This window comes from Vibrio hippocampi, from assembly GCF_921292975.1.
Lineage (GTDB): Bacteria > Pseudomonadota > Gammaproteobacteria > Enterobacterales > Vibrionaceae > Vibrio > Vibrio hippocampi.
Genome location: NZ_CAKLCM010000002.1, coordinates 476,046 through 498,083 on the forward strand (window position 1 = coordinate 476,046; position 22,038 = coordinate 498,083).

At 44.9% G+C, this 22,038-nt stretch carries 14 protein-coding genes; 9 read left to right on the forward strand and 5 right to left on the reverse strand.

What is annotated here, in order from left to right; genetic code table 11:
- Window positions 1–711: 711 nt before the first annotated feature.
- The 3 genes from L9Q39_RS04645 (at window position 712) to L9Q39_RS04655 (ending at window position 8,267) form a co-directional block, all read left to right on the forward strand.
- Complete coding sequence (locus L9Q39_RS04645; RefSeq protein ID WP_237483949.1) at window positions 712–6,189, forward strand: response regulator; 5,478 nt, start codon at window positions 712–714, stop codon at window positions 6,187–6,189.
- A gap of 6 nt (window positions 6,190–6,195) precedes the next feature.
- Window positions 6,196–7,281 carry a response regulator gene (locus L9Q39_RS04650; protein WP_237483950.1) on the forward strand — a complete coding sequence of 362 codons (1,086 nt, stop codon included), beginning with the start codon at window positions 6,196–6,198 and terminating at the stop codon, window positions 7,279–7,281.
- Between the two features lie 608 nt (window positions 7,282–7,889).
- Window positions 7,890–8,267 (forward strand): winged helix-turn-helix domain-containing protein, encoded by a 378-nt coding sequence (locus L9Q39_RS04655; RefSeq protein WP_237483951.1) that lies wholly within the window; start codon window positions 7,890–7,892, stop codon window positions 8,265–8,267.
- 368 nt (window positions 8,268–8,635) lie between these two features.
- On the opposite strand, the gene pta is transcribed toward L9Q39_RS04655, so the two are convergent.
- Window positions 8,636–10,780, reverse strand: a complete 2,145-nt coding sequence (pta, locus tag L9Q39_RS04660) for a phosphate acetyltransferase (RefSeq protein ID WP_237483952.1) — start codon at window positions 10,778–10,780, stop codon at window positions 8,636–8,638.
- A gap of 123 nt (window positions 10,781–10,903) precedes the next feature.
- A complete protein-coding gene (locus L9Q39_RS04665) occupies window positions 10,904–12,100 on the reverse strand; it encodes an acetate kinase (protein ID WP_237483953.1) in 1,197 nt (398 codons plus the stop codon).
- A gap of 334 nt (window positions 12,101–12,434) precedes the next feature.
- Between L9Q39_RS04665 and yfbV the strand changes: the two genes are divergently transcribed.
- From yfbV to L9Q39_RS04685, 4 genes are all read left to right on the forward strand, one after another.
- The gene (yfbV, locus tag L9Q39_RS04670) at window positions 12,435–12,887 is read left to right on the forward strand and encodes a terminus macrodomain insulation protein YfbV (protein ID WP_237483954.1); all 453 of its coding nucleotides are present in this window, start codon (window positions 12,435–12,437) and stop codon (window positions 12,885–12,887) included.
- Window positions 12,888–13,280: 393 nt separating this feature from the next.
- On the forward strand, window positions 13,281–14,246 hold the full coding sequence (locus L9Q39_RS04675) for an ABC transporter substrate-binding protein (RefSeq protein ID WP_237483955.1): 966 nt from the start codon (window positions 13,281–13,283) through the stop codon (window positions 14,244–14,246).
- Between the two features lie 85 nt (window positions 14,247–14,331).
- Window positions 14,332–15,264, forward strand: a complete 933-nt coding sequence (locus tag L9Q39_RS04680) for an ABC transporter permease (protein ID WP_237483956.1) — start codon at window positions 14,332–14,334, stop codon at window positions 15,262–15,264.
- Entirely contained in the window at window positions 15,261–16,055 is a 795-nt protein-coding gene (locus L9Q39_RS04685) for an ABC transporter ATP-binding protein (protein ID WP_237483957.1), read from the forward strand. The genes L9Q39_RS04680 and L9Q39_RS04685 overlap by 4 nt, the downstream gene beginning before the upstream one ends.
- A gap of 119 nt (window positions 16,056–16,174) precedes the next feature.
- Here L9Q39_RS04685 and dusC read toward each other — a convergent pair whose 3' ends face one another.
- Entirely contained in the window at window positions 16,175–17,134 is a 960-nt protein-coding gene (gene dusC, locus L9Q39_RS04690) for a tRNA dihydrouridine(16) synthase DusC (protein WP_237483958.1), read from the reverse strand.
- 165 nt (window positions 17,135–17,299) lie between these two features.
- Here dusC and L9Q39_RS04695 point away from each other — a divergent pair, with 165 nt between their 5' ends.
- Window positions 17,300–17,905, forward strand: a complete 606-nt coding sequence (locus L9Q39_RS04695) for a YecA family protein (RefSeq protein ID WP_237483959.1) — start codon at window positions 17,300–17,302, stop codon at window positions 17,903–17,905.
- A 145-nt stretch (window positions 17,906–18,050) separates the two neighbouring features.
- Here the strand turns inward: L9Q39_RS04695 and dsbB are convergent, their stop codons facing one another.
- Both dsbB and nhaB read right to left on the reverse strand, forming a co-directional pair.
- Complete coding sequence (dsbB, locus tag L9Q39_RS04700) at window positions 18,051–18,593, reverse strand: disulfide bond formation protein DsbB (protein ID WP_237483960.1); 543 nt, start codon at window positions 18,591–18,593, stop codon at window positions 18,051–18,053.
- A 77-nt stretch (window positions 18,594–18,670) separates the two neighbouring features.
- Window positions 18,671–20,260 carry a Na(+)/H(+) antiporter NhaB gene (nhaB, locus tag L9Q39_RS04705; protein ID WP_237483961.1) on the reverse strand — a complete coding sequence of 530 codons (1,590 nt, stop codon included), beginning with the start codon at window positions 20,258–20,260 and terminating at the stop codon, window positions 18,671–18,673.
- 772 nt (window positions 20,261–21,032) lie between these two features.
- On the opposite strand from nhaB, the gene fadR reads away from it, so the two are divergent.
- A complete protein-coding gene (gene fadR / locus L9Q39_RS04710) occupies window positions 21,033–21,872 on the forward strand; it encodes a fatty acid metabolism transcriptional regulator FadR (RefSeq protein ID WP_237483962.1) in 840 nt (279 codons plus the stop codon).
- The last annotated feature ends 166 nt before the right edge of the window (window positions 21,873–22,038 follow it).

Sequence of the window (22,038 nt, forward strand, 5' to 3'; positions counted from 1 at the left end):
TAACATGATAGTCTCATATTTATGATATTGTATGACCAGATGTTAGCATTGTTTTCTTTTTGAAAGCACTAGGCATAGTGAGAGCTAGATCATAAATTGGCATCGAAATAATCATAATTAGGCTTAAAGAAGGTGATGCTAGTTCAAGCCCGAAAGGAGATTGATTAAACTTTCAGCATTACGGTAACGAAGTAACCCTCATAGTGTCATACAAATTTTAAACAAATCCCTTTTCATAACCTGACCAGACTTTTTCTGCTTGGCTTAGGTGTTCAATTGCACATCACTCACTCATCTATTCCCACGGTGGTGACTCAGCCGCTTATTAGTCATTTGCCTATTAGCATCGGCAAATCTAGCACCGGCAAATCTATCATCGGTAAAGTTAGTATCGGCAAATTGTCACTTGGAACTCGATACTCCTTTGCCACTGGCAAGTAGGCAAAATCAACACAGACTTCACAGCATTCAACTTGTAACTTTTAACTTAAAAAACAGTTGCTTTAGTACCAATCACACTATTTTGTTCTAAGCTAATTAAGAGCGGGTTTGTGCCTGTTCGGCAAGTGATGCCGTATCAGAAACAGATCGTTACTCAGAGCAAATATCACGCTTTTGTGCTGCTCTAATAATCAAGCGTTAAGACTTGTTGATTAGTTCAGATTGTCACGCGGTATATTATTGCTAGGTTGTAGACAGGATGTGTACGCAATGTTGATCAGTTTTGTTTGGCAAAAATTCTTTAAGCTTTTTAAGTCGTTATCTGCATGGATGTTGATATCCTTATCAATGTTGGTCATGTTTCCCGCCGTTGCAGGCGAAGAGCAGATCGATGATATCCATATCGCCTTATATGGTGACCTCACTCCAAATCAAATCAAGAATATCGCCGTTGAGTTGAAGTACTTTGATGATGTGATGACATCATCGGTACTTAGCTATGCTTTTTCTAGCGATGAAAAATGGCTCGATCGCTATTATGAGTATGAGCCAAAGTTAACCGAGTTAATCAACGCGTTGTTAGCCAACAAAACCAGTGGTGATGCTGAGGTGGTTGCCGATCTCGAACAAGTCAATTTAGATCTGGTTGATTTTGAGATGCGAGCGATCGACTTGGTTCAAGCGGGTAGACGTCAAGAGGCCATGGAGTTGATCAATGGCGAAGACTATTTATTGCGTAAAAACCAATATATGGGGTTGCTGCTCAATCTAGCCAACAAAATTGAGCGACGCATTTTGGATCAACAGAATGGAGAAGCGTTGCTGCTTTCTGCTGACGAAAAACAGTGGATTGCCAACCATAAGGTACGAGTCGGTATAGAGCATTGGCCACCGATGCTTTTTAAGACTGATGATGGATCTATTGGTGGTTTAGCGGGTGCGATTATCAACCAAATCGTCGAAAAAACTGGGCTTCAAGTTGAGTTGGTTGAAGGGGAATGGAGTGAACTGTTACAACAGTTTTATGCCGGAGAGATTGATGTCTTGCCCCACAGTTATAAGAATCTTGAGCGTGAGCAATATGGTGAATTTACCACGCCATACTTTTTAGTTCGTGAACTGTTTTTTGTGCGTAAGAAAGAGACTCAATATAAAACCAGTGCCGATCTGGCTAATGCGAAGGTGGCGATATCTCAAGGCTATACCACGATAGATAAAATCAAAACGGTGTTGCCAAATATCCAAGTGGTTGAAGCGGGCAATATCGATCAAGCGATTCAACTGGTGCTTGATGGCAAAGCCGATGCGGTTTTGGATGCGGAGAGTGTCATCAAGGATTGGTTGGCTCGCAACAAGGTCAATAGCCTGCGTTCTATCAATGAAGATGTGGTTTCTCCATCCACTCTCCATTTACTCTCAAGTAACCAATTGCCGCTACTCCACTCAATCTTACAGCGTGGTCTGGACTCGCTGAAGTTACGCGACTTGATCCTTACACAGAATGATTGGTTGAAGCCGAGTGTCAGTCAGTCTTCGACAGACGAAACTCTCGGCGTAGCTGATTTGGGTTACCTACTACTTGGCGTGGTTGTCATTTTGCTGGTGATTTTCATTGCGATAGCCAAAGCCCTTAAGGTCAGTGATCAAGAGTTGGCTAATAAGTTTGGCTCTAAGAAATTTAAAAATGGTCTTACGCTGGCTCAAGTCGTGCTATGTATTTTCTTAATATTGATCACATTGGTCGTGACTGGCTATGCACATCGTAAAAATCAAGGATGGATTCAAAACAGTCTAGATTCCTTATTGGATTCAACTCATGACCGTATGACTGAGTGGGTTGATATAGAAATCAATACCTTGGAACGTCTCGCAAACAATAGGGAACTGGTTGGGATCATTGAGAAACTGGTGACCTTGCCGAACAATCAGCAGACACTGCTGGCGTCACCGTTGCAAACACAAATTCGACAGTTCTTTGATGAGCGACAAAGCAGCGTAGATGAGTTTGGTTTCTTCGTCATCTCTCCCGATAAGATCAGTCTTGCTTCCAGTCGCGACTCAAACGTCGGCACCATAAACCTGATTCAACAACAGCGACCGGACTTACTTGAGGCGGTATTGAGTGGAGATAGTGTCTTTATTCCGCCGATTCGTTCTGATGTTATGTTGGAGAACGTTTTGGATGGCAGTCGCTCGGATACCATGCCACCGACCATGTTCTTTGCCGTACCGGCAAAGAATCGACGCGGCGAGATCATTGGGATCTTGACCAAGCGTGTCAATTTCGACGGGTTCTTTTCCAGTATTTTATCGGCAGGCTTTATTGGTAGTAGCGGGGAAACCTATGCCATCGATCGTTCTGGCTTGCTGTTATCGAATGTGCGCTTTGAGGAACAATTGCATGATATTGGTTTGATTCCCTCAGATCAAAGCTCGTCATTAAACTTGCGTATTGCGGATCCTGGAGTGGATTTAACCCAAACCGATACGTCGCCGAATCCTGACTGGCCATTGACTTTGATGGCACGAGGAATTGCCAATAAAAACTCAGGTAATAATCTGGCAGGTTATCGCGATTACCGGGGCGTTGAAGTTGTGGGTACTTGGGTTTGGGACGAAAGGCTGGGCATTGGTATTGCTGCCGAAATTGACCAACGTGATGTGTTTGCGGTGCAGCGAATTTTTGATTTTATCCTTTGGTCAATGTTAGCACTTGCCATCGTCCTTATGCTGGGTTCCAGTATGTTTACCTTTAGGTTGGGTAGCAGAGCAACCAGAGCGTTAACTCGCCACCAGGCAGAGCTAGAATCATTGGTTTCAAGTCGTACCGCAGAGCTACGTTTAAATGCCAAGCGTACTCAAACCATCATCGACAATGCCTCAGACGGTATTATTGTTGTCGATGTAAATGGCAACATTGCTGTTTTCAGCCCAGCAGCAGAGGCGATTTTTGGCTACGCCCGTGAAGAGGTCATCCAGTCTCCAGTCAGCAATCTAATGAGTGACTCTTTCCATCAGCTTTATCTTGATGCTCAAACACAAGGTGAGCAAATTAATGTGGTGGTTGAGCTAACGGGCTATTGCAAGCAAGGAGAAACCATCGATATTGAGGTGGCAATTGGTCAGGCCGAGTTTGCTGATGACTATTTCTACACCGGCATCGTCCGGGATGCGACCAAGCGTAAAGCGTCCGAACGTGAATTGATGTTGGCGAAGCAAAAAGCTGAAGAAGCGACGCAAGCAAAAAGTGACTTCTTAGCCAATATGAGCCATGAAATCCGAACACCGATGAACGCCATTATTGGTATGAGTTACTTGGCGATGCAGACGGATTTAAATCGCAAGCAAGCAGAGTACGTTAACAAGATTCAAATCTCGGCGGAGTCGCTGCTTGGGATTATCAATGACATTTTAGATTTTTCTAAAATTGAGGCTGGCAAACTGGATTTGGAGGCGATTGATTTCAATCTGCATGATTCTATCGACAATTTGGTGCAGGTTATTTCACAAAAAAGTCAGCAGAGTGGCGTCGAATTGTTGACCGATATTTCGCCAGATCTGCCAGTAGATTTAGTGGGTGACCCATTACGCCTTGGGCAAATTTTGCTTAACTTGGCTAACAATGCCATCAAGTTCACCGATCACGGTGAAATCATTATTAAGGCAGAGCCAGTTGAGTTGAGCGAGGATAGCGCGGTGGTGCAATTCTCGGTCAAGGATACGGGGATTGGTATGAGTCCCGAACAAGTATCACGCTTATTCCAGTCCTTTAGCCAAGCCGATGCCTCAACCACTCGTAAGTATGGTGGGACGGGCTTAGGGTTATCCATCAGCAAAACGCTAACCGAGCTAATGAAGGGAAAGATTTGGGTCGAGAGTGAACAAGGTAAGGGAAGTACGTTCATCTTTACTGCTCATTTTGGTGTCTCGAAAAACCCAACCCAGTCAAAGCGCACGGCAACACACGATGTTAAAGACTTACCCGTGTTGATTGTCGATGATAGTGTGGCGGCGCGAGAAATTTTACACAACCTCTGTGTCAGTCTCGGCTTTGACGCAGACGTTGCTTCGACGGGTGCCGAGGCACTAGAAAAACTGGTTAGCGCTGAACAAAGGGGTATGCCAATACCATTGGTGTTAGCGGATTGGAAGATGCCGCACATGGACGGCGTGGAACTCGCCCGCCGTGTTGGAGAACCCGATTTCTTGCAAGTGCCACCGCATATGGTCATGGTCACAGCCTATGACCGCGATGAAATGTTAAAAAGTGCTGGTGATATTCGTATCGAGGCTTCGATGACCAAGCCTGTCAGCGCTTCTACCTTATTAGATACGGTCTTGCGCGTCATGGGCAAGAGGGTCTCGACTCAGGTTGAACAAGGGGGCAAGCTTGATTTCTCAGCGACGCGATCTATCGCCGAAGCAAAAGTGTTGCTGGTTGAAGACAATGAGATCAACCAAGAGATAGCGACAGAGTTGCTGACCATGGCGGGACTTGAGGTGGTGTCGGTATGGAACGGTCAAGAAGCAGTCGAAAGAGTGGCCAGCGAAACGTTTGATGCGGTGTTAATGGATATTCAAATGCCCGTGATGGACGGTTATGAGGCAACCAGAGCCATCCGTGGCAGCGGTAAATTTGATGACTTGCCGATCATTGCGATGACAGCGAATGCTATGGCGGGAGATAAGGAACGCTGTATAGAAGCGGGAATGAATGATCACCTCCCTAAACCTATCGACCCACAACAGGTTTATCGCACCCTTGCCCAATGGATAACATCCAGCGGTGAGAGCACAGTGCTACCAACGAATGTCAGCCAAGCTGAGCCAGAATTTGTGGTGGCAGGTGTCGATACTAAAACCGCGATTGCACGGATGGCGGGTAATGTTAAAGCGTACAAAAAGACACTAATGCGTGTCGCCAAGAGTGAAGCTGACATTGTTGAACGGATGAATTCTGCATTAGCGGCCAGTGATCTCGATAGCGCGATTATTGCGATTCACTCACTAAAAGGTGTAGCGGGTAATATCGGTGCCATGAGTATAGTACCGAGTGCCGAGGCGTTGGAGTTGCGTCTGCTTGATAATAAGAGCGTGCGTAATAATACAATCAAGGGTCAAAGCGAAGCCGATGATGAAGTGAACAGCCTGATTGCGCAAGTCGGGGAAGAAACCGCTCAGGTCATCGAAGCTATCAATGAGGCGCTTGAGCAAGATGCGCAGCAAAACGTTGGCGAAATAGAACCCACCGGCTTTAACCGACTGGAATTTAACCGAGTAGAGTTTGAGCGATTGACCCATCAGTTGCTCGCACAAGTCGATGATTATGACACTTCTGCTGTCGATACATTTGACACCATCCTAGAAACCATTGGTTCAAGACTTGAACCTTCCTTAAAAAATTCCATCGCAACGGCACTGAGTCACTATGACTTTGACTCAGTGCCGCCATTAATAACACAGATGTTGGAACAGGTAGGGAACGCCTCTAAGTCAACAGAAAACGCTCAGTTCGTTGAGACTGATTTAGAGCCCTATTTAAACCGGTTGAGTCAACAGATAGAACAGTTCGATTCCGCAGCGGTAGAGACACTCGATGAACTGTTTGAACATCCGCTTCCAGAAACCGTGAAGCCGTTACTGGAGCCATTACGAGATGCTTTAAGCCAATATGATTTTGACCAGGGAGAGGCGCTGTTACCGCAAATTACCCGCCTTGTTTTAGACCGTAACGACAACAAAGGATAAGTAGAAATGTCGATGACGAAAGCAACCATTTTAACGGTGGATGACACCGTCACCAATATTGAAGTAGTCAAAGGGGTATTGGCTGATGACTACATGGTTCAAGCAGCATTAAGTGGCGAGGTGGCGCTTAAAATTATTGCGAAACGCAAGCCAGATTTGATTTTACTCGATGTCATGATGCCGGAAATGGATGGGTATCAGGTATGCGAAATTCTGAAATCTCAACCAGAGACCAAAGATATTCCAGTGATTTTTTTAACTGCAAAGTCGCAGGAAGAGGATGAAACCTATGGGTTATCGTTAGGTGCGGTGGACTACATTACCAAGCCAATCAGTCCTCCTATCCTCAAAGAACGAGTCAAAAATCACTTGCTGTTAAAACAGTCGAGAGAGATTTTGCAACGACAAAACGAGATCCTAGAAGATAAAGTGGTTCAGCGAACCGAGCAACTCAACGACTTGCAAGACGTCGCAATGGTGGCAATGGGAGCGCTGGCGGAGTCGCGTGATCCAGAAACTGGCAATCATATTCGACGCACACAGCGCTACGTGAAAGTATTAGCGGACGAACTGGCAAAAACCGAAAAGTACCGCGACTATTTGCAGCCCGATGTGATTACTGCTTTATATAAATCCGCACCTTTGCATGACATTGGCAAGGTTGGTGTGCCGGATAGTATTTTGCTCAAACCCGGTCGATTAACGGATGAAGAATTTGCAGAGATGAAAAAGCACACTAACTATGGGCGCGATGCGATTGAGGCGGCGGAAGGCTCCTTGGGGATCGCTGACAATTTCTTATTGTTTGCCAAAGAGATCGCCTATTCACATCAAGAAAAGTGGGACGGCTCGGGCTACCCGGAGGGTTTGATGGGCGAAGCTATTCCAGTCTCGGCGCGAATTATGGCGATCGCCGATGTTTATGATGCCCTGATCAGTGCACGCGTCTACAAGCCAGCTTTTCCCCATGAAAAAGCGGTGGATATTATTGTTGAAGGCAAAGGCAGTCACTTTGATCCAACGATGGTCGACAGCTTCGTCAACATTACTGAGAAATTTAGACAGATTGCCGTGGAGTTCAGCGATAAATAGAGTGTTCGGGTCAAGATAGGTTGGGGACAACTGTCGATGGGTCATGAAGTTTGCTTTTACCTCTTGGCTCCTATCTTTTGGTTCGTAAGTCTAAGCTTACGCCTATGTCAAAGTTTGATTAGAATGTGTTTTATACCCAAGTTATCTCGCTGAACCTCGCATCTTGAGGTAACTTGGGTTTAGTATCCAAACTGGGCTTGGATCACGTTTAATTATTTCCATCCATTCCTTTGAGTTGTAGGAATATTCCCTGAATTAAAATTGCTATAGTGCAATTTGTTGTAGGAGTTCAGTAGCTCGCCAGATATATATTGCGCACGGAATACGATTGCTAATAATTGCGAGGAAATATTAATTATTTAAAATTCCTTTATAAACATAGAATTAACGGTTTATGTCTGTGAGTGAATCTCAAAAATATAGGTCTGTTTATGATTAGAATTTAACACTATCAGGAAGGACACCTTTTTTAATGATAATTGTTAATAATAATTCTTGTTGTAGAATGCAAACATCACTTAGAAAATTCTGTTGGTTGATACCGCTTAATGGTTTATTTCAACTGATACACATTATGCATGACTATAAATATGAGAGGACGTATGGATATGGAAAAGTGTTTTATAGCGAGCTGTAACTGCTGCTTAAATGGTGATTACTACACTGAGATTCGTGGAGCTAAACCTTTGGGTATCATTTCTCGAAATGGTTCTTCGAACTTTCACCAAAGGTTGATATGCCTACTGACCTCTGGTGCAGCAGGAACCGTTTATTCAACACAGGAAATACGCGACTTTGTCTGGGTAGGCAAGCAAGTCGGTGAGGGCAGCGTTCCTCAATTAGTTCATCATACAAGGAAGTTTTTGCCTGAAGGGTATGACATTGTGAGTCTGCGTGGTAAAGGCTATTTCCTATTTAACCCTGCGGCGCCAGTTTGTCGTTTAAGTGGTGATAGCGGTTATGAAGCTAATGAAAGGTTAATTTAGTTTTGTAATATTAATCCTAACTAATTGTCGTTATTTTCTTAATTCTTATTTTTCAAAGCATTTTATGTGAACAAGTTTTGGATTGAATATAGCGAGCATAAGGAATATCCGCAGCACTAATTTGTCGTTGTATATTTAATATGATGTTAGTTAGGATTACATTTCGTTTGGGAATTGATATTTGTCAGCGCTTTTAGCAAAGCACTATTTTTTATCGGCGATGGGCTCTAGTAGGCAGTGTTTAGTAGGCAGTGTTTAGTAGACAATGTTTAGTAGACGATAAATTCTAGTCGATGATGGTAAATATTAAAATTAACCCAATAAAAAACCTCCCGAAGGAGGTTTTTTTAATAGGCGTTCGGTGACACTTATCGTTGCTCTTGGCTAGATTGAATAGCCGTTAGCGCGATAGTGTAAACAATATCGTCAACAAGTGCGCCACGAGACAGATCGTTCACCGGCTTACGCATACCTTGAAGCATAGGACCGATAGACACTAGGTCTGCTGAACGCTGTACCGCTTTGTATGTTGTGTTACCTGTGTTTAGGTCAGGGAATACAAATACGGTCGCTTTACCCGCAACTGGAGAGTTAGGCGCTTTAGAAGCTGCTACGTTCTCCATGATAGCCGCATCGTACTGTAGCGGACCATCAATGATTAGGTCAGGGCGTTTCTCTTGAGCAAGTTTGGTTGCTTCACGTACTTTGTCTACGTCTGCACCTTTACCAGATTCACCAGTAGAGTATGAGATCATCGCAACACGTGGATCGATACCAAACGCAGTTGCAGAGTCAGCAGACTGGATTGCAATCTCAGCCAACTGTTCTGCTGTTGGATCTGGGTTGATTGCACAGTCACCGTATACCAATACTTGATCAGGCAGAAGCATGAAGAAGATTGAAGATACGATTGAAGTACCTGGTGCCGTCTTGATGATTTGGAACGGAGGAACGATAGTGTTTGCTGTGGTATGAACCGCACCAGACACTAGACCGTCAACTTCGTTGTTCTCAAGCATCATCGTACCCAAGAATACTGAATCTTGTAGCTTCTCACGAGCAACAACTTCAGTCATGCCTTTCGCGCCACGTAGCTCAACTAAGCGAGCAACATAGTTTTCACGAACAGCATCAGAGTCGATAATCTGAACACCAGCACCTAGCTCAACACCTTGTTGAGCGGCAACGCGACGGATTTCTTCTGGGTTACCAAGAAGCACACAGTCAGCGATACCGCGCTCAGCACAGATAGCCGCCGCTTTAACAGTACGTGGCTCATCACCTTCAGGAAGAACGATACGCTTGCCAGCTTTACGAGCAAGTTCTGTTAACTGGTAACGGAATGCTGGTGGGCTTAGCTTACGAGAACCAGTTGTACCTTCAGTTAGAGAGTCGATCCAAGGACCATCGATGTGGCTTGCCACGTGTTCATTGATGAACTCGATACGCTCTTTATCGTCTGCTGGAACTTCTAGGCTAAAGCTCTGTAGGTTTAGAGAAGTCTGCCAAGTGTTACCTTGTGCTTTGAAGATCGGTAGACCCGTCTCAAGCGCAGGCTTGATAAGATCACGAATCTCAGCAGGGATATCGTAGCCACCGGTTAGAAGCATTGCACCGATTTCAACGCCGTTCATTGCTGCAAGTGCCGCTGCAACGATAACGTCTGGGCGGTCAGCAGAAGTCACAAGCAGTGAACCTGGCTTGAAGTGCTCGATCATGTTTGGCAGTGAACGTGCACAGAAAGTAATGCTCTTGATACGACGGTTAAGGATGTCACCTTCGTTAATGACGGCAGCATTTAGGTGCTGAGCCATGTCATTGGCACGAGTAGCAATTAGCTCGATGTTCCATGGCACACAACCTAGAACACGAATTGGACTCGTGTTGAAGATCTGCATCACTTCAAGGTTCGCTTGGTGAGCTGAATCAGCATCGTCGAAGATCTCAGAAAGATCTGGACGAGTACGACCCGCATCATCAACTGGCGCGTTTAGCTTGTTGATGATAACACCAGAGATGTTCTTGTTCTTGGCACCACCGAAGTTAGATACTGCAACCTCAATACGCTCTTTAAGCTGTGTTGGGTTGTCTGTACCAGGCGTTGCAACGAATACGATTTCAGCGCCAAGTGTTTTAGCGATTTCATCGTTGATTGCGTTTGCAAACGGGTGCTTACGAGTAGGAACTAGACCTTCGATCAGCGTTACGTCCGCATCAGAATTGATTTGGTTGTAACGCTCAACGATAGTTTCTAGTAGAACATCTACTTTTTCGCTACCGATAAGAGTTTCTGCTTCTGACATTGGCATTGGTTTGCCAACTTGCATATCGCTGCTTGCGCTAACGATAGTAGAAGTCAGATCCGGTTGGTCGCCACCATGGCGAGGTTGTGCGATTGGCTTGTAGAATGAGACATTCACGCCTTTGCGTTCCATTGCACGCAATACACCCATACTAACACTGGTAAGACCGACACCGGCGCTAGTAGGTACAAGCATAATAGTACGGGACATTCTCTAAGTACCTCAGACTATATGTTGGGGAAAAGAGACCAAGATAGCGATTGGGGTAACGCTATTAATCGGCTCCAATAAGAAAACTGGCTAACCCATAAAATGAGTTAGCCAGTTAAATCTTTAAAGACCTGCTAGGCGCGCAGTGTCTTCGGCAATGACTAGCTCTTCGTTAGTAGAGATAACCATTGCAGGGATGCGGCTTGCTTCAGCTGTGATAGTACCTTCACCACCGAAACGTGCTTTTAGGTTTGCTTCGCTATCAACTTCGATACCGAATACACCTAGACGGTTAAGAACCATTTCACGGATAGGTGCAGAGTTTTCACCGATACCACCAGTGAATACGATCGCATCTAGGCGGCCGTCAAGAGTGGCAGTATAACCCGCAACGTATTTCGCTAGACGGTGACAGAACACGTCCATTGCACGAGTTGCTTCTTCTTTTTCACCGTAGTTTTCTTCAACAAAACGGCAGTCAGAAGTCACTTGAGTTAGACCTTGTAGACCAGACTCTTTGGTTAGCATAGTGTTGATTTGGTCAACAGAGTAGCCAAGCGTGTCGTGTAGGTGGAAGATGATCGCTGGATCGATATCGCCACAACGCGTACCCATAACGAGACCTTCAAGTGGTGTTAGACCCATTGAAGTATCGACAGACTCACCGTTTTTGATTGCACAAACAGAAGCACCGTTGCCTAGGTGGCAGTTAATGATGTTTACTTCGTTTGCTGGCTTGCCAAGTTGCTCTGCAACTTCGCGAGCGATAAATAGGTGAGAAGTACCGTGCATGCCGTAACGACGGATGCCGTGCTCTTCATATAGGTTGTATGGTAGAGCGTATAGGTAAGCTTCTTTAGGCATTGTTTGGTGGAATGCAGTGTCAAATACTGCAGACATTGGCAGGCTTGGGAAAGCTTTTTGCGCCGCTTTAATACCGATGATTGCCGCAGGGTTGTGAAGCGGTGCAAGTGCTGCACAGTCTTCGATGCCTTTAACAACAGTGTCATCAATCAGTACAGATTGCGTGAACTGCTCACCACCGTGAACAACGCGGTGACCCACAGCAGCAAGTGCTTGAGAAAGTTCTGGCTTAGAAGCAAGAATAGTTTCAACGATGAAAGATAGAGCTTCATCGTGAGCTGCACCTTCACCAAGTTGTGCTTCATGCTTACCATCCAATTTCCACTTAATACGTGCTTCTGGAAGGTTAAGACATTCTGCAAGACCAGTTAGGTGCTCATCACCATTTTCTGCATCAACGATGGCAAATTTTAGAGAAGAACTACCGCAGTTTAAAACTAAAACCAGCTTAGACATTCGAGGTTACCTGTAATTAATTTGATCCGAGATCAAGGGTATAAACGTATCTCAACACTGAGATGTAATAATTGATTACGATTCAGTATTTATAAAAAAGTCGTCAATCGCCGTATAATGATATGCGATTTTGTCGATAAAATCATATTAGCTTCCTTGCGAGACACATATCTTGTTGCCTTAATGCGAAATTAAGTCAACAATGGGATTGAGGGCTCGCAAAGAATAACGATAATGGCAGAAGATAACAAAAAAAATTTGAGAGAACATTAACTTCAGTCAATATTTTGCGAATTTAGTTGAATAGTTCAACTTTTTTTTAGTGAGGTGACCAATGAGTGAACATATCAGTCTGACTCAGAGTATAAAAAACGGTCAAAAGTATATGGAACTATGGCCGATGAGAAAGGAACTCACCCCCTTATTTCCCGAGCAGCGTATCATCAAAGCCACCAAGTTTGGCGTTAAAGTGATGCCTGCGGTTGCCGCGATCAGTGTTCTTACTCAAATGGCATTCAGTAATGCTCAGGCGATGCCGCAAGCGATTATCATCGCGCTATTTGCTATAAGCTTGCCGATTCAAGGTATGTGGTGGCTCGGCAATCGTTCCAATACACGGCTTCCGCCTGCACTCGCTACTTGGTATCGAGAGCTGCATCAAAAAGTATTGGAAACAGGTTATGCTTTAGAGCCTGCTAAATCCAAACCCCGCTACAAAGAGCTTGCCATGTTGTTAAATCGTGCATTCCGTCAGCTTGATAAGAGTGCGTTTGAGCGCTGGTTCTAACTCATTCAACAAGAACTTATTCAATAAGAACTCAATCAACAAAAAACTTAACTCACATTCGCCCTCACATCAGGGGCTCGCAATTTCTAAACCAGAGTCGATATCGACTCTGGTTTTTTTTATCTTTATAGCAAATCCTACCTCTACTTTGTGACAGACTCCTTAAGCCAATGTGATGCTTTGATGTATACAAAAATATACAGCTTGTTTGAGATCTAAATCGCGAAATCAAGCTGTTGACACGTTTTCGTTTTGTATTGTTAAGAAATTCTTTCGATTTGGTTGCGTCTCTGGTAAATATAAAGCCTATTGCACGAGAAGCATTTTCTTGTGTCAGATGCGTAAAATAATAAATACACTTATTAATAAACATTGCTAAATCAAGGAGTCGAGATGAAAGCAAACAAATTTCTTGCCACTACCGTCCTCGCCGGAGCGGCGTTACTGTCAGCCCATACAGCGCTGGCAGATACAGTGAAAGTGGCGGTATCGCAAATCGTAGAACATCCCGCTTTGGATGCCACGCGCGAAGGTCTAGTCGATGGTTTAAAAGCAAAAGGTTATGTGCAAGGAGAGAACCTGGAGTTTGACTATAAAACGGCGCAGGGTAATCCAGCGATAGCGGTACAGATTGCAAGACAATATGTAGGTGAGCGCCCTGATGTCTTAGTCGGTATCGCAACGCCAACGGCGCAGGCATTGGTGTCTGCGACTCGTGATATTCCAGTGGTCTTTACTGCCGTGACGGATCCGGTTGGTGCTAAGTTGGTTAAGACACTTGAGCAACCGGGTAAAAATGTCACGGGTCTTTCTGATTTGTCGCCAGTTGAGCAACATGTTGAGTTGATTAAAGAGATCATGCCAAACGTGAAAAGTATCGGCGTGGTGTATAACCCTGGTGAGGCGAATGCGGTAAGCCTGATGAAACTGCTGAAGCAAAGCACCGACAAACACGGTATCACTTTAGTTGAAGCAACGGCGCTGAAAAGTGCTGATGTACAGACAGCGACTCAAGCGATTGCCGCTAAATCTGACATTATTTATGCCCTGATCGACAACACGGTTGCAAGTGCGATTGAAGGAATGATTGTTTCCGCTAACCAAGCGAAAACCCCCGTCTTTGGTGCTGCCACCTCTTATGTTGAACGTGGTGCTGTCGCGAGCTTGGGCTTCGACTACTACCAAATCGGTGTTCAAACTGCGGATTACGTTGCACAAATTCTTGACGGTAAAGCGCCGGGTGATATCGATGTCAAAGTGGCTAAAGGCTCTGACCTTGTCATTAACGCGACGGCTGCTAAAAAGCTTGGTCTAACTATCCCAAAAACCGTTGTTGATCGTGCAACAAGCGTCAAGTAACTCGTTTTGTAATGAGACAAGTTCCGAATGAGATAAGCTGGACGTTTAACGTCCAGCTTTTTGTGTAAGCAGTAAAGGAGTAGTTATGTCTGCTTTTGCATTTTTTGGCGCGTTAGAGATCGGTCTAATCTATGGCTTGGTTGCGCTTGGTGTTTATCTTACTTTCCGAGTGTTAGATTTCCCAGACCTGAGTGTTGATGGCAGTTTCCCTATGGGAGCAGCCGTGGCGGCGACGGCAATCGTTGCTGGGATCAATCCGTGGGTAGCCACTGGATTGGCTATTTTGGCGGGGGCTGCCACTGGTTGGGTGACCGCTTTTCTTGCGGTACGTTGCGGCATATTGCATCTGTTGGCCTCGATTCTGACCATGATTGCGGCGTTCTCCATCAATATTCGTATTATGGGTCGTCCAAACATGGCATTGCTCGGTGAAGAGACGATTTTGACCCCATTTGAGATGATGGGTGACGCTGTTTATATACGTCCGCTTGTTGTGGGTGTGTTGGTCGTGTTCTCAGCCTGGTTTGTCGTTCGTCTGTTAAACAGTGATTTTGGCTTAGGCTTAAGAGCGACGGGTGTCAATGCACGAATGGTCGCTGCGCAAGGCGCAAGTACGGCATTTTATACCTATTTTTGTTTGGCTCTGTCTAACGGATTTGTTGGTTTTGCGGGCGCGTTATTTGCCCAGACAAACAGCTTTGCCGATGTCACCTCTGGTGTGGGCACGATCGTAGTTGGTTTGGCCGCGGTGATTCTGGGGCAGACGATTATTCCCGGTAAGAAAATCTGGGTCGCGGTGATTGCGGTAATTGCAGGCTCTGTACTTTATCGCTTGGCTGTGGCGTTTGCGCTGAGTTCGGGCATGTTTGGCTTGCAAGCCTCGGATCTAAATTTAGTCACCGCCGTTTTGGTCGCATTGGCGCTTATCGCCCCCAAAATAAAAGGCAACTTTAAATCAAAGCAGCGAGTCGCCTCCAAGGCAGCCGATAAAAACAACAAGGCGGGGAAAGCAGTATGATTCGTCTCGAAGATATCCAAGTGACTTTTAATCCAGGCACCATATTAGAAAATCAGGCACTAAGAGGGATTAACCTCGAAGTACCAGAACATCAGTTTCTCACGGTGATTGGTTCAAACGGTGCCGGTAAGTCCACCTTGCTGGGCGCGGTGACGGGTGAGACGCCAATGATTGGTGGTCGAGTCATCATTGATGAGCTTGATGTCACCCAACAGAGTGTCGATAAACGAGCATCACAGTGCGCGAGGGTGTTTCAAGATCCATTAGCAGGAACTTGTGGCGATCTGACCATTGAAGAGAATATGACCTTGGCTTATATGCGTGGCAAATCCCGGGGTTGGAACCTGTCCCTTTCATCAAAGAGACGTAAGCTGTTTCAAGAGCGCATTAGCATCTTGGGGTTAGGTCTTGAGGACAGACTGGGTGACAGCATCGGCTTATTGTCTGGTGGTCAACGTCAAGCAGTGAGTTTGGTGATGGCAACCCTTTCCGACAGTAAGTTGCTGCTACTTGATGAGCATACCGCCGCTCTCGATCCGCGAATGGCGGCTTTTATCATTGATCTCACGAAGAAGATCGTCAAAGAGTTTAATTTGACGGTGATGATGGTCACGCACTCGATGAAGGATGCGCTGGCATGCGGTGATCGGACGGTGATGTTGCACCAAGGCGAGATTGTTCTCGATGTTGCTGGTGAGCAGCGTGCCAATATGCAAGTGGCCGATTTGCTTGAGATGTTTACTAAGGTTAGGGGTGAAGAATTGGCGGACGACAGTTTGCTTCTTGGCTAGCCTCGCTTTTGGTTGCGGCAAGTTGTGTCGACAGTCCGTTACGAAAAAACGAGTGACGACAACGAGTCACAAAAATATCGCCCGTGGTAAGTCTGCCTTATCACGGGCGATTTGTTTCATTAACAGGTCGATGCAAGCAATTCAGAGCGATATTGCTCGATGCGCTCCACAATCGGTGCCGCTTTATTAAAGGTACGGATCTCTCGGAACAGTGCGTTAGCCTCGGGGTATTGTTGACGCAAGTAGGCGAACCATTGTTTGACTCTGTTCGGATAATATAGCCCTTTGTCTCCCTCGATTTCATAAGTGGAATACTTAACAAGTAAATCAACCACCTCTGACCAAGGCATGACGGATGCATTGTGTTTGACCACGTTGCCAAGGTTCGGCACGTTAAACGCACCTCTACAGATCATAAGCGAGTCAATCCCCGTGGTTTCGATACAGCGCTGTCCATCTTCATAGTTCCAAATTTCACCATTGGCGATGATGGGAATAGCAAATTTTTCACGAATTTGATTGATGTACTGCCACTTAATTTCACTGGCGCGGTAACCATCCATTTTTGTTCTCGCGTGAACGGTTAACTCATTGGCTCCGGCACTTTGGATAGCGTCAACAATCTCAAAGCAGTCTGATGGATTCTCCCAACCTAGACGGATTTTTGCGCTTACAGGAATGGCGGGATCAACGGCATCGCGGCACGCTTTCACCACTGAGTGAATAAGCTCTGGGTGTTGCAATAGAGCAGCGCCACCTTTGCTTTTATTTACCATCTTCGCAGGACAGCCAAAGTTAAGGTCAATCCCTTTAGCGCCTAACGATTGCGCCATCACGGCATTTTCTGCCATCCAATGAGGATCTTGCCCCAGCAGTTGGATATGTACTGGCGTTCCCGCTTTTGTCTGTGAGCCTTGAGCCAACTCAGGGCAGAGTCGATAGAATACGTGTTCGGGTAGACGCTGATCGACCACGCGCACGAACTCAGTGACACAGAGATCATAGTCGTTAATATCCGTTAGGATCTCTCGCATCAGGTGGTCAAGTACGCCCTGCATTGGACCTAAGACAACACGCATAATATTTTACTCAATAACAATCGGGGCGCTGATTCTATACTCATTGGCAACAATAATCGACCCTTAGACTGGGCAATCACTCATTTCTGAGCGCTTGTTTTGTTGTCTGTGGGGTATATAATTCGGCGCGACAATGAAAGCGACAACAGACAATAGAGAGCAACGATGAAACTCATTGAATTGGCAGATGACCCGAAACTGGAGTCGAGCTATTTTTACGAAGGTATGGTTTTGGCGGCAAATATGGCAGTCAAACCGACTCAACCCGAGTCATGGTTGCCAGAGGTGTTACCCGACGCAGATAGCCAACTGCACACTCAGATCGTTGAGCAAATCCATACTCAGTATGCTGCGCTAAAAGCAAACCATTATTCGGTGAGTGAGCTGCTTGAAAATGACGTTGAGCTTGCCGAATTTGCCGAGGGCTTTATGGCGCTTTGGCCGGTGATTGAACAGCAGTGGCAAGAACAGTCGCCGAGTGATGGCACCATGAGAATGCTACATGCTTGGCTAACGAGCTTGATGTTGATCATTGATACTGAGCAAACGCATGCGCAGATGAAACAAGCTGGCTTTGAGCAGTTACCACAATTGGACGATTTTTTACCTCAGCTCGATATGATGATTAATGAAATCGCCATGGCTGCGGATGAGATGATGCAGGGTCACCAGAGCCAAACGGTGAATCCCTATAAGCAGATTGGACGTAACGATACCTGTCCGTGTGGCAGTGGAGTTAAGTTTAAAAAATGTTGTGGTCAGAATCGCTAAGGAAGTTGCGAAACCATGGTGTGAATACCAATCACCGTTAAGAGCAATCACCGTTAAGACCAACAACATTAGCTCACTAAAACAACGCCGCAATGATTGATTCAATCATTGCGGCGTTGTTGATTATGTCGGTCTCGCTAGGGTGTTACTTAAATCCGTAGCGTTGTGCGCCAGACGGCTTACTAAATTGAGCCAAGATGATAATCGCCAGCGCGACGAGATTACCAGCAAAAATGATCACCAACCATTGCGGCATCGAAAGCCCAACAAATTGCCACACAATTTCTGAACAATCCCCATAGGCTTCAAACAGCCAAGGTGCCCATTGATTAAGCGGAGCCCAATCAGGGAAGGTGACAAAAATGTCACAGGTATTGAATGGCGATGAATTAAATTGGTAGCTCACATGCTCCAGTGACAGCAATAGACCTTTGAGTGCTGACGCGCCCCAAGCCAATAAACCTATCCAACGCAATAAGCCGTTACTTGGGTTAATAAAACCCACGGCAGCGGCGGCAAGAATACCAAACATGGCGACACGCTCGTAGATACACATGACGCACGGAGGTAGCAGCATCACGTGCTGAAAAAACAGGGCGCTGAGTTCAAAAAACAGCGTACAGGCTATCAATAGCCCCCAAGCTAAACGTGTTTTAGAAAAAGTTTTCACGTTGTACAAAACAGTCACTGACAATTCCTTGTTAAAAAGCTCTGATAACTCAGAGCTTTTTAACGTGTAATAGTTTCACATTCAACTAAAAAAAATTAGTGCCCCGATGAAACTGCCGATTCTGTGATACCTGTATGCATAGAAATCCATCCCATGTCGTACATCCATGCCGTCATTGGCTCAAGGAAGAAAACGATGCCCATAAGACCGACAACCGATAAAACAACAGTGTAAGGCAGTGCCATCCATACCATGCGACCATAAGAAAGGCGAATTAGGGGAGCCAATGCAGAGGTCAATAGGAACAGGAATGCTGCCTGACCATTAGGCGTTGCCACTGAAGGTAGGTTAGTACCGGTATTAATGGCGACGCTGAGTAAGTCAAACTGGTTGCGGTCAATGATGCCATTGATTAGCGCATCTTTGACTTCAAGGATATAAACAGTACCAACGAATACGTTGTCTGACACCATCGACAGTAAGCCGTTTGCAAGGTAGAACAGAGCCAGTTGAGTCCCTTTGTCTTCGATATGCAGTACAGAATCAATGATCGGCTTAAATAGTTCTTGATCGATGATAACCGCGACGACCGAGAAGAATACCGCGAGTAAGGCGGTGAATGGTAACGCTTCTTCAAACGCTTTACCCATTGAGTGTTCTTCAATCACGCCAGTGAATGCGGTGGCAAGAATTATGACCGATAGACCAATAAGACCAACAGCCGCCAAGTGCATCGCCAAGCCAACGATTAACCAAACGGCAATCGCGCCTTGAACCCATAGTTTAGCGACATCTTGTTTAGTCCGGTTTTTTGTCTCTTCACTGTCGAAGTCAATCAGGATTTGACGCACGTTGCTAGGTAATTTAGCTCCGTAGCCAAACACTTTGAATTTTTCGACTAAAGCGCACGTCAATAAACCCATTATCAACACGGGAACGGTAACAGGGAGCATACGCAGAATAAATTCGATAAACATCCAACCAGCTTGGTCTGCGATGATAAGGTTTTGTGGTTCGCCCACCATTGTCGTAACGCCACCCAGAGCGGTACCCACACCAGCATGCATTAACAATGAACGCAAAAATGCACGATAGCCTTCAAGGTCGTCACGAGTTAGCTCTGGAATATAGTCATCTTGAGTATGGTCATGAGAAGAACCAATGTTTGAGCCAGAGGCGACTTTGTGATAAATCGAATAGAAACCAACCGCAACACTGATGACAACGGCGATGACCGTTAGCGCATCAAGAAAGGCTGAAAGGAACGCGGCGGTAAAGCAGAACGCGACCGACAAAAGTACCTTAGAACGGATGCCAAGTAATATCTTGGTAAAGATAAACAGCAACAACTGTTTCATGAAGTAGATACCGGCTACCATGAAAATCAATAGCAGCAGTACCTCGATGTTGTTGACGATTTCATGTTTGACCATGGCAGGGCTGGTCATGCCTATCGCAATGGCTTCGATGGCCAGTAAACCACCCGGTTGCAGTGGGTAACACTTTAATGCCATTGCAAGGGTGAAAATAAATTCAATGACAAGTAACCAACCAGCAACAAATGGGTCAATTAAAAAGAAAACGATAGGGTTAATAATTAAGAAAGCAATAATGGCGACTTTGTACCAATCGGGTGCCTTACCAAGAAAGTTCTTGAGAAACGCATGTCCTAATGTCTTTGGCATAATATACTCTTGCGTGTTTAAACAGATTCGATAAATAGAAGTTACGCGACACAGAAATGGTTAACGACATAACTCTTCACTTTGACTAATACTGGCTTGAGAATTTAGCGAACTGTATTCCCAAAATAACAAAGAGTTACGCCTAAAAGTAGGTGGCTCCATCGGAAGCCAAGTAGTGTCAACGGTTAGAACGATACTGACCTTTCCGACAGTTTTAGTCAATAAAAGTTACAAATCAAAACAAAAAGAAAGTTGATTTATCAGCGCTTTGCTGAGTTAGGCGATAGAATGTTCTCTTGACAGAAGTAAAAAGCCTATTTGTATTATTTTAATATGATTTGTCTCACTATTGTTACGTTTGGCTAGTTTTTGCTATTTAAAGTTAAAGTTAATTTATAAATTTCATTTAGTTAAGAATAATAACCACATTGTTTATGTCGTTTAATTATAATCAACTCATCTTATATAAAATAAGTCCGTTATTTGTTCAATGGTCAAACCTGGTGGTGAGTTATTTTAAAATGGTTTTTTGCAATCTTACATTGAGTAAATAGTGCGAAGGTAACATCGCTGAATACTCTATTTTATGGAGTGCCATACGTTATGTTGATGTGATGCTTACACACCATGTTGATGATTCCGCGCTGGCTTTGGCTGTAGTGTTACCTCTCATTAATTCAGCTGAATAGTCCTACAGATGTACCAAATTCTTAAAGGAGTGGTATGATGAGTGCCAAATAGGATTTAACACAGTGATCGGAAACACCCCAACATGGTAATCAAGGCAAAAAGCCCAGCAGGTTTTGCTGAAAAATATATTATAGAGAGCATCTGGAATGGACGTTTTGCTCCAGGCTCTATTCTCCCAGCCGAACGTGAGCTATCAGAGTTAATAGGGGTAACACGAACCACTTTACGCGAAGTATTGCAGCGCTTAGCCAGAGACGGTTGGCTCACTATTCAACATGGTAAACCAACGAAAGTGAATCAGTTTATGGAGACTTCCGGTCTGCATATCCTTGATACCTTGATGACCCTCGATGCAGACAATGCAACGTCTATTGTTGAAGACTTACTTGCAGCACGGACCAACATCAGCCCTATCTTTATGCGTTATGCATTTAAAGTAAATAAAGAGAACTCGGAGCGCACGATCGAGAATGTCATCGATTCTTGCGAAAGCTTATTGCGAGCCAGTTCTTGGGATGTTTTTGTCGAATCCTCACCTTATGCTGAGAAAATTCGCCAAAATGTCAAAGATGACGGCGAAAAGAACGAGGAACTGAGACAGTCGATCTTAGTCGCTCGTACCTTTAACTTTTACGACTACATGTTGTTTCAACGTCTAGCATTTCATTCTGGCAACCAGATTTATGGTCTGATCTTTAACGGTTTGCGTAAGTTGTATGATCGTGTAGGGAGTTATTATTTCTCTAACCCAGAAGCAAGATCGTTAGCGCTTAACTTTTATAAAGAGTTGCTACACATTTGCCAAACTGGTGAGAGAGAGCAGTTGCCAAATGCAATTCGTCAATATGGTTTGGCGAGTAGTCATCTCTGGAACGAGATGAAAACGACACTGCCAACGAACTTCACTGAAGACGACAGCTAATCTTGTTGTCTCGCTAGCTAAGTGATTAAAATAGAAAGGGATACGGAGTGAATTCGTATCCCTTTATGTATCTCAAGACGAATTAGCCATCAATAATTTAACTATCAATAAGTTAACTATAAATATGTGCGGCTAAACCTGATTGGTCTCTAAACCGTGATTAGCA

Excerpts from the sequence above, each read along its gene's own strand:
- pta (WP_237483952.1), bottom strand. The coding sequence starts at position 10,780 with ATGTCCCGTACTATTATGCTTGTACCTACTAGCGCCGGTGTCGGTCTT.
- dusC (WP_237483958.1), bottom strand. The coding sequence starts at position 17,134 with ATGCGTGTTGTCTTAGGTCCAATGCAGGGCGTACTTGACCACCTGATG.
- L9Q39_RS04695 (WP_237483959.1), top strand. The coding sequence starts at position 17,300 with ATGAAACTCATTGAATTGGCAGATGACCCGAAACTGGAGTCGAGCTAT.
- fadR (WP_237483962.1), top strand. The coding sequence starts at position 21,033 with ATGGTAATCAAGGCAAAAAGCCCAGCAGGTTTTGCTGAAAAATATATT.
- L9Q39_RS04650 (WP_237483950.1), top strand. The coding sequence starts at position 6,196 with ATGTCGATGACGAAAGCAACCATTTTAACGGTGGATGACACCGTCACC.
- L9Q39_RS04665 (WP_237483953.1), bottom strand. The coding sequence starts at position 12,100 with ATGTCTAAGCTGGTTTTAGTTTTAAACTGCGGTAGTTCTTCTCTAAAA.
- L9Q39_RS04675 (WP_237483955.1), top strand. The coding sequence starts at position 13,281 with ATGAAAGCAAACAAATTTCTTGCCACTACCGTCCTCGCCGGAGCGGCG.
- L9Q39_RS04680 (WP_237483956.1), top strand. The coding sequence starts at position 14,332 with ATGTCTGCTTTTGCATTTTTTGGCGCGTTAGAGATCGGTCTAATCTAT.
- nhaB (WP_237483961.1), bottom strand. The coding sequence starts at position 20,260 with ATGCCAAAGACATTAGGACATGCGTTTCTCAAGAACTTTCTTGGTAAG.
- L9Q39_RS04685 (WP_237483957.1), top strand. The coding sequence starts at position 15,261 with ATGATTCGTCTCGAAGATATCCAAGTGACTTTTAATCCAGGCACCATA.
- yfbV (WP_237483954.1), top strand. The coding sequence starts at position 12,435 with ATGAGTGAACATATCAGTCTGACTCAGAGTATAAAAAACGGTCAAAAG.
- L9Q39_RS04655 (WP_237483951.1), top strand. The coding sequence starts at position 7,890 with ATGGAAAAGTGTTTTATAGCGAGCTGTAACTGCTGCTTAAATGGTGAT.
- L9Q39_RS04645 (WP_237483949.1), top strand. The coding sequence starts at position 712 with ATGTTGATCAGTTTTGTTTGGCAAAAATTCTTTAAGCTTTTTAAGTCG.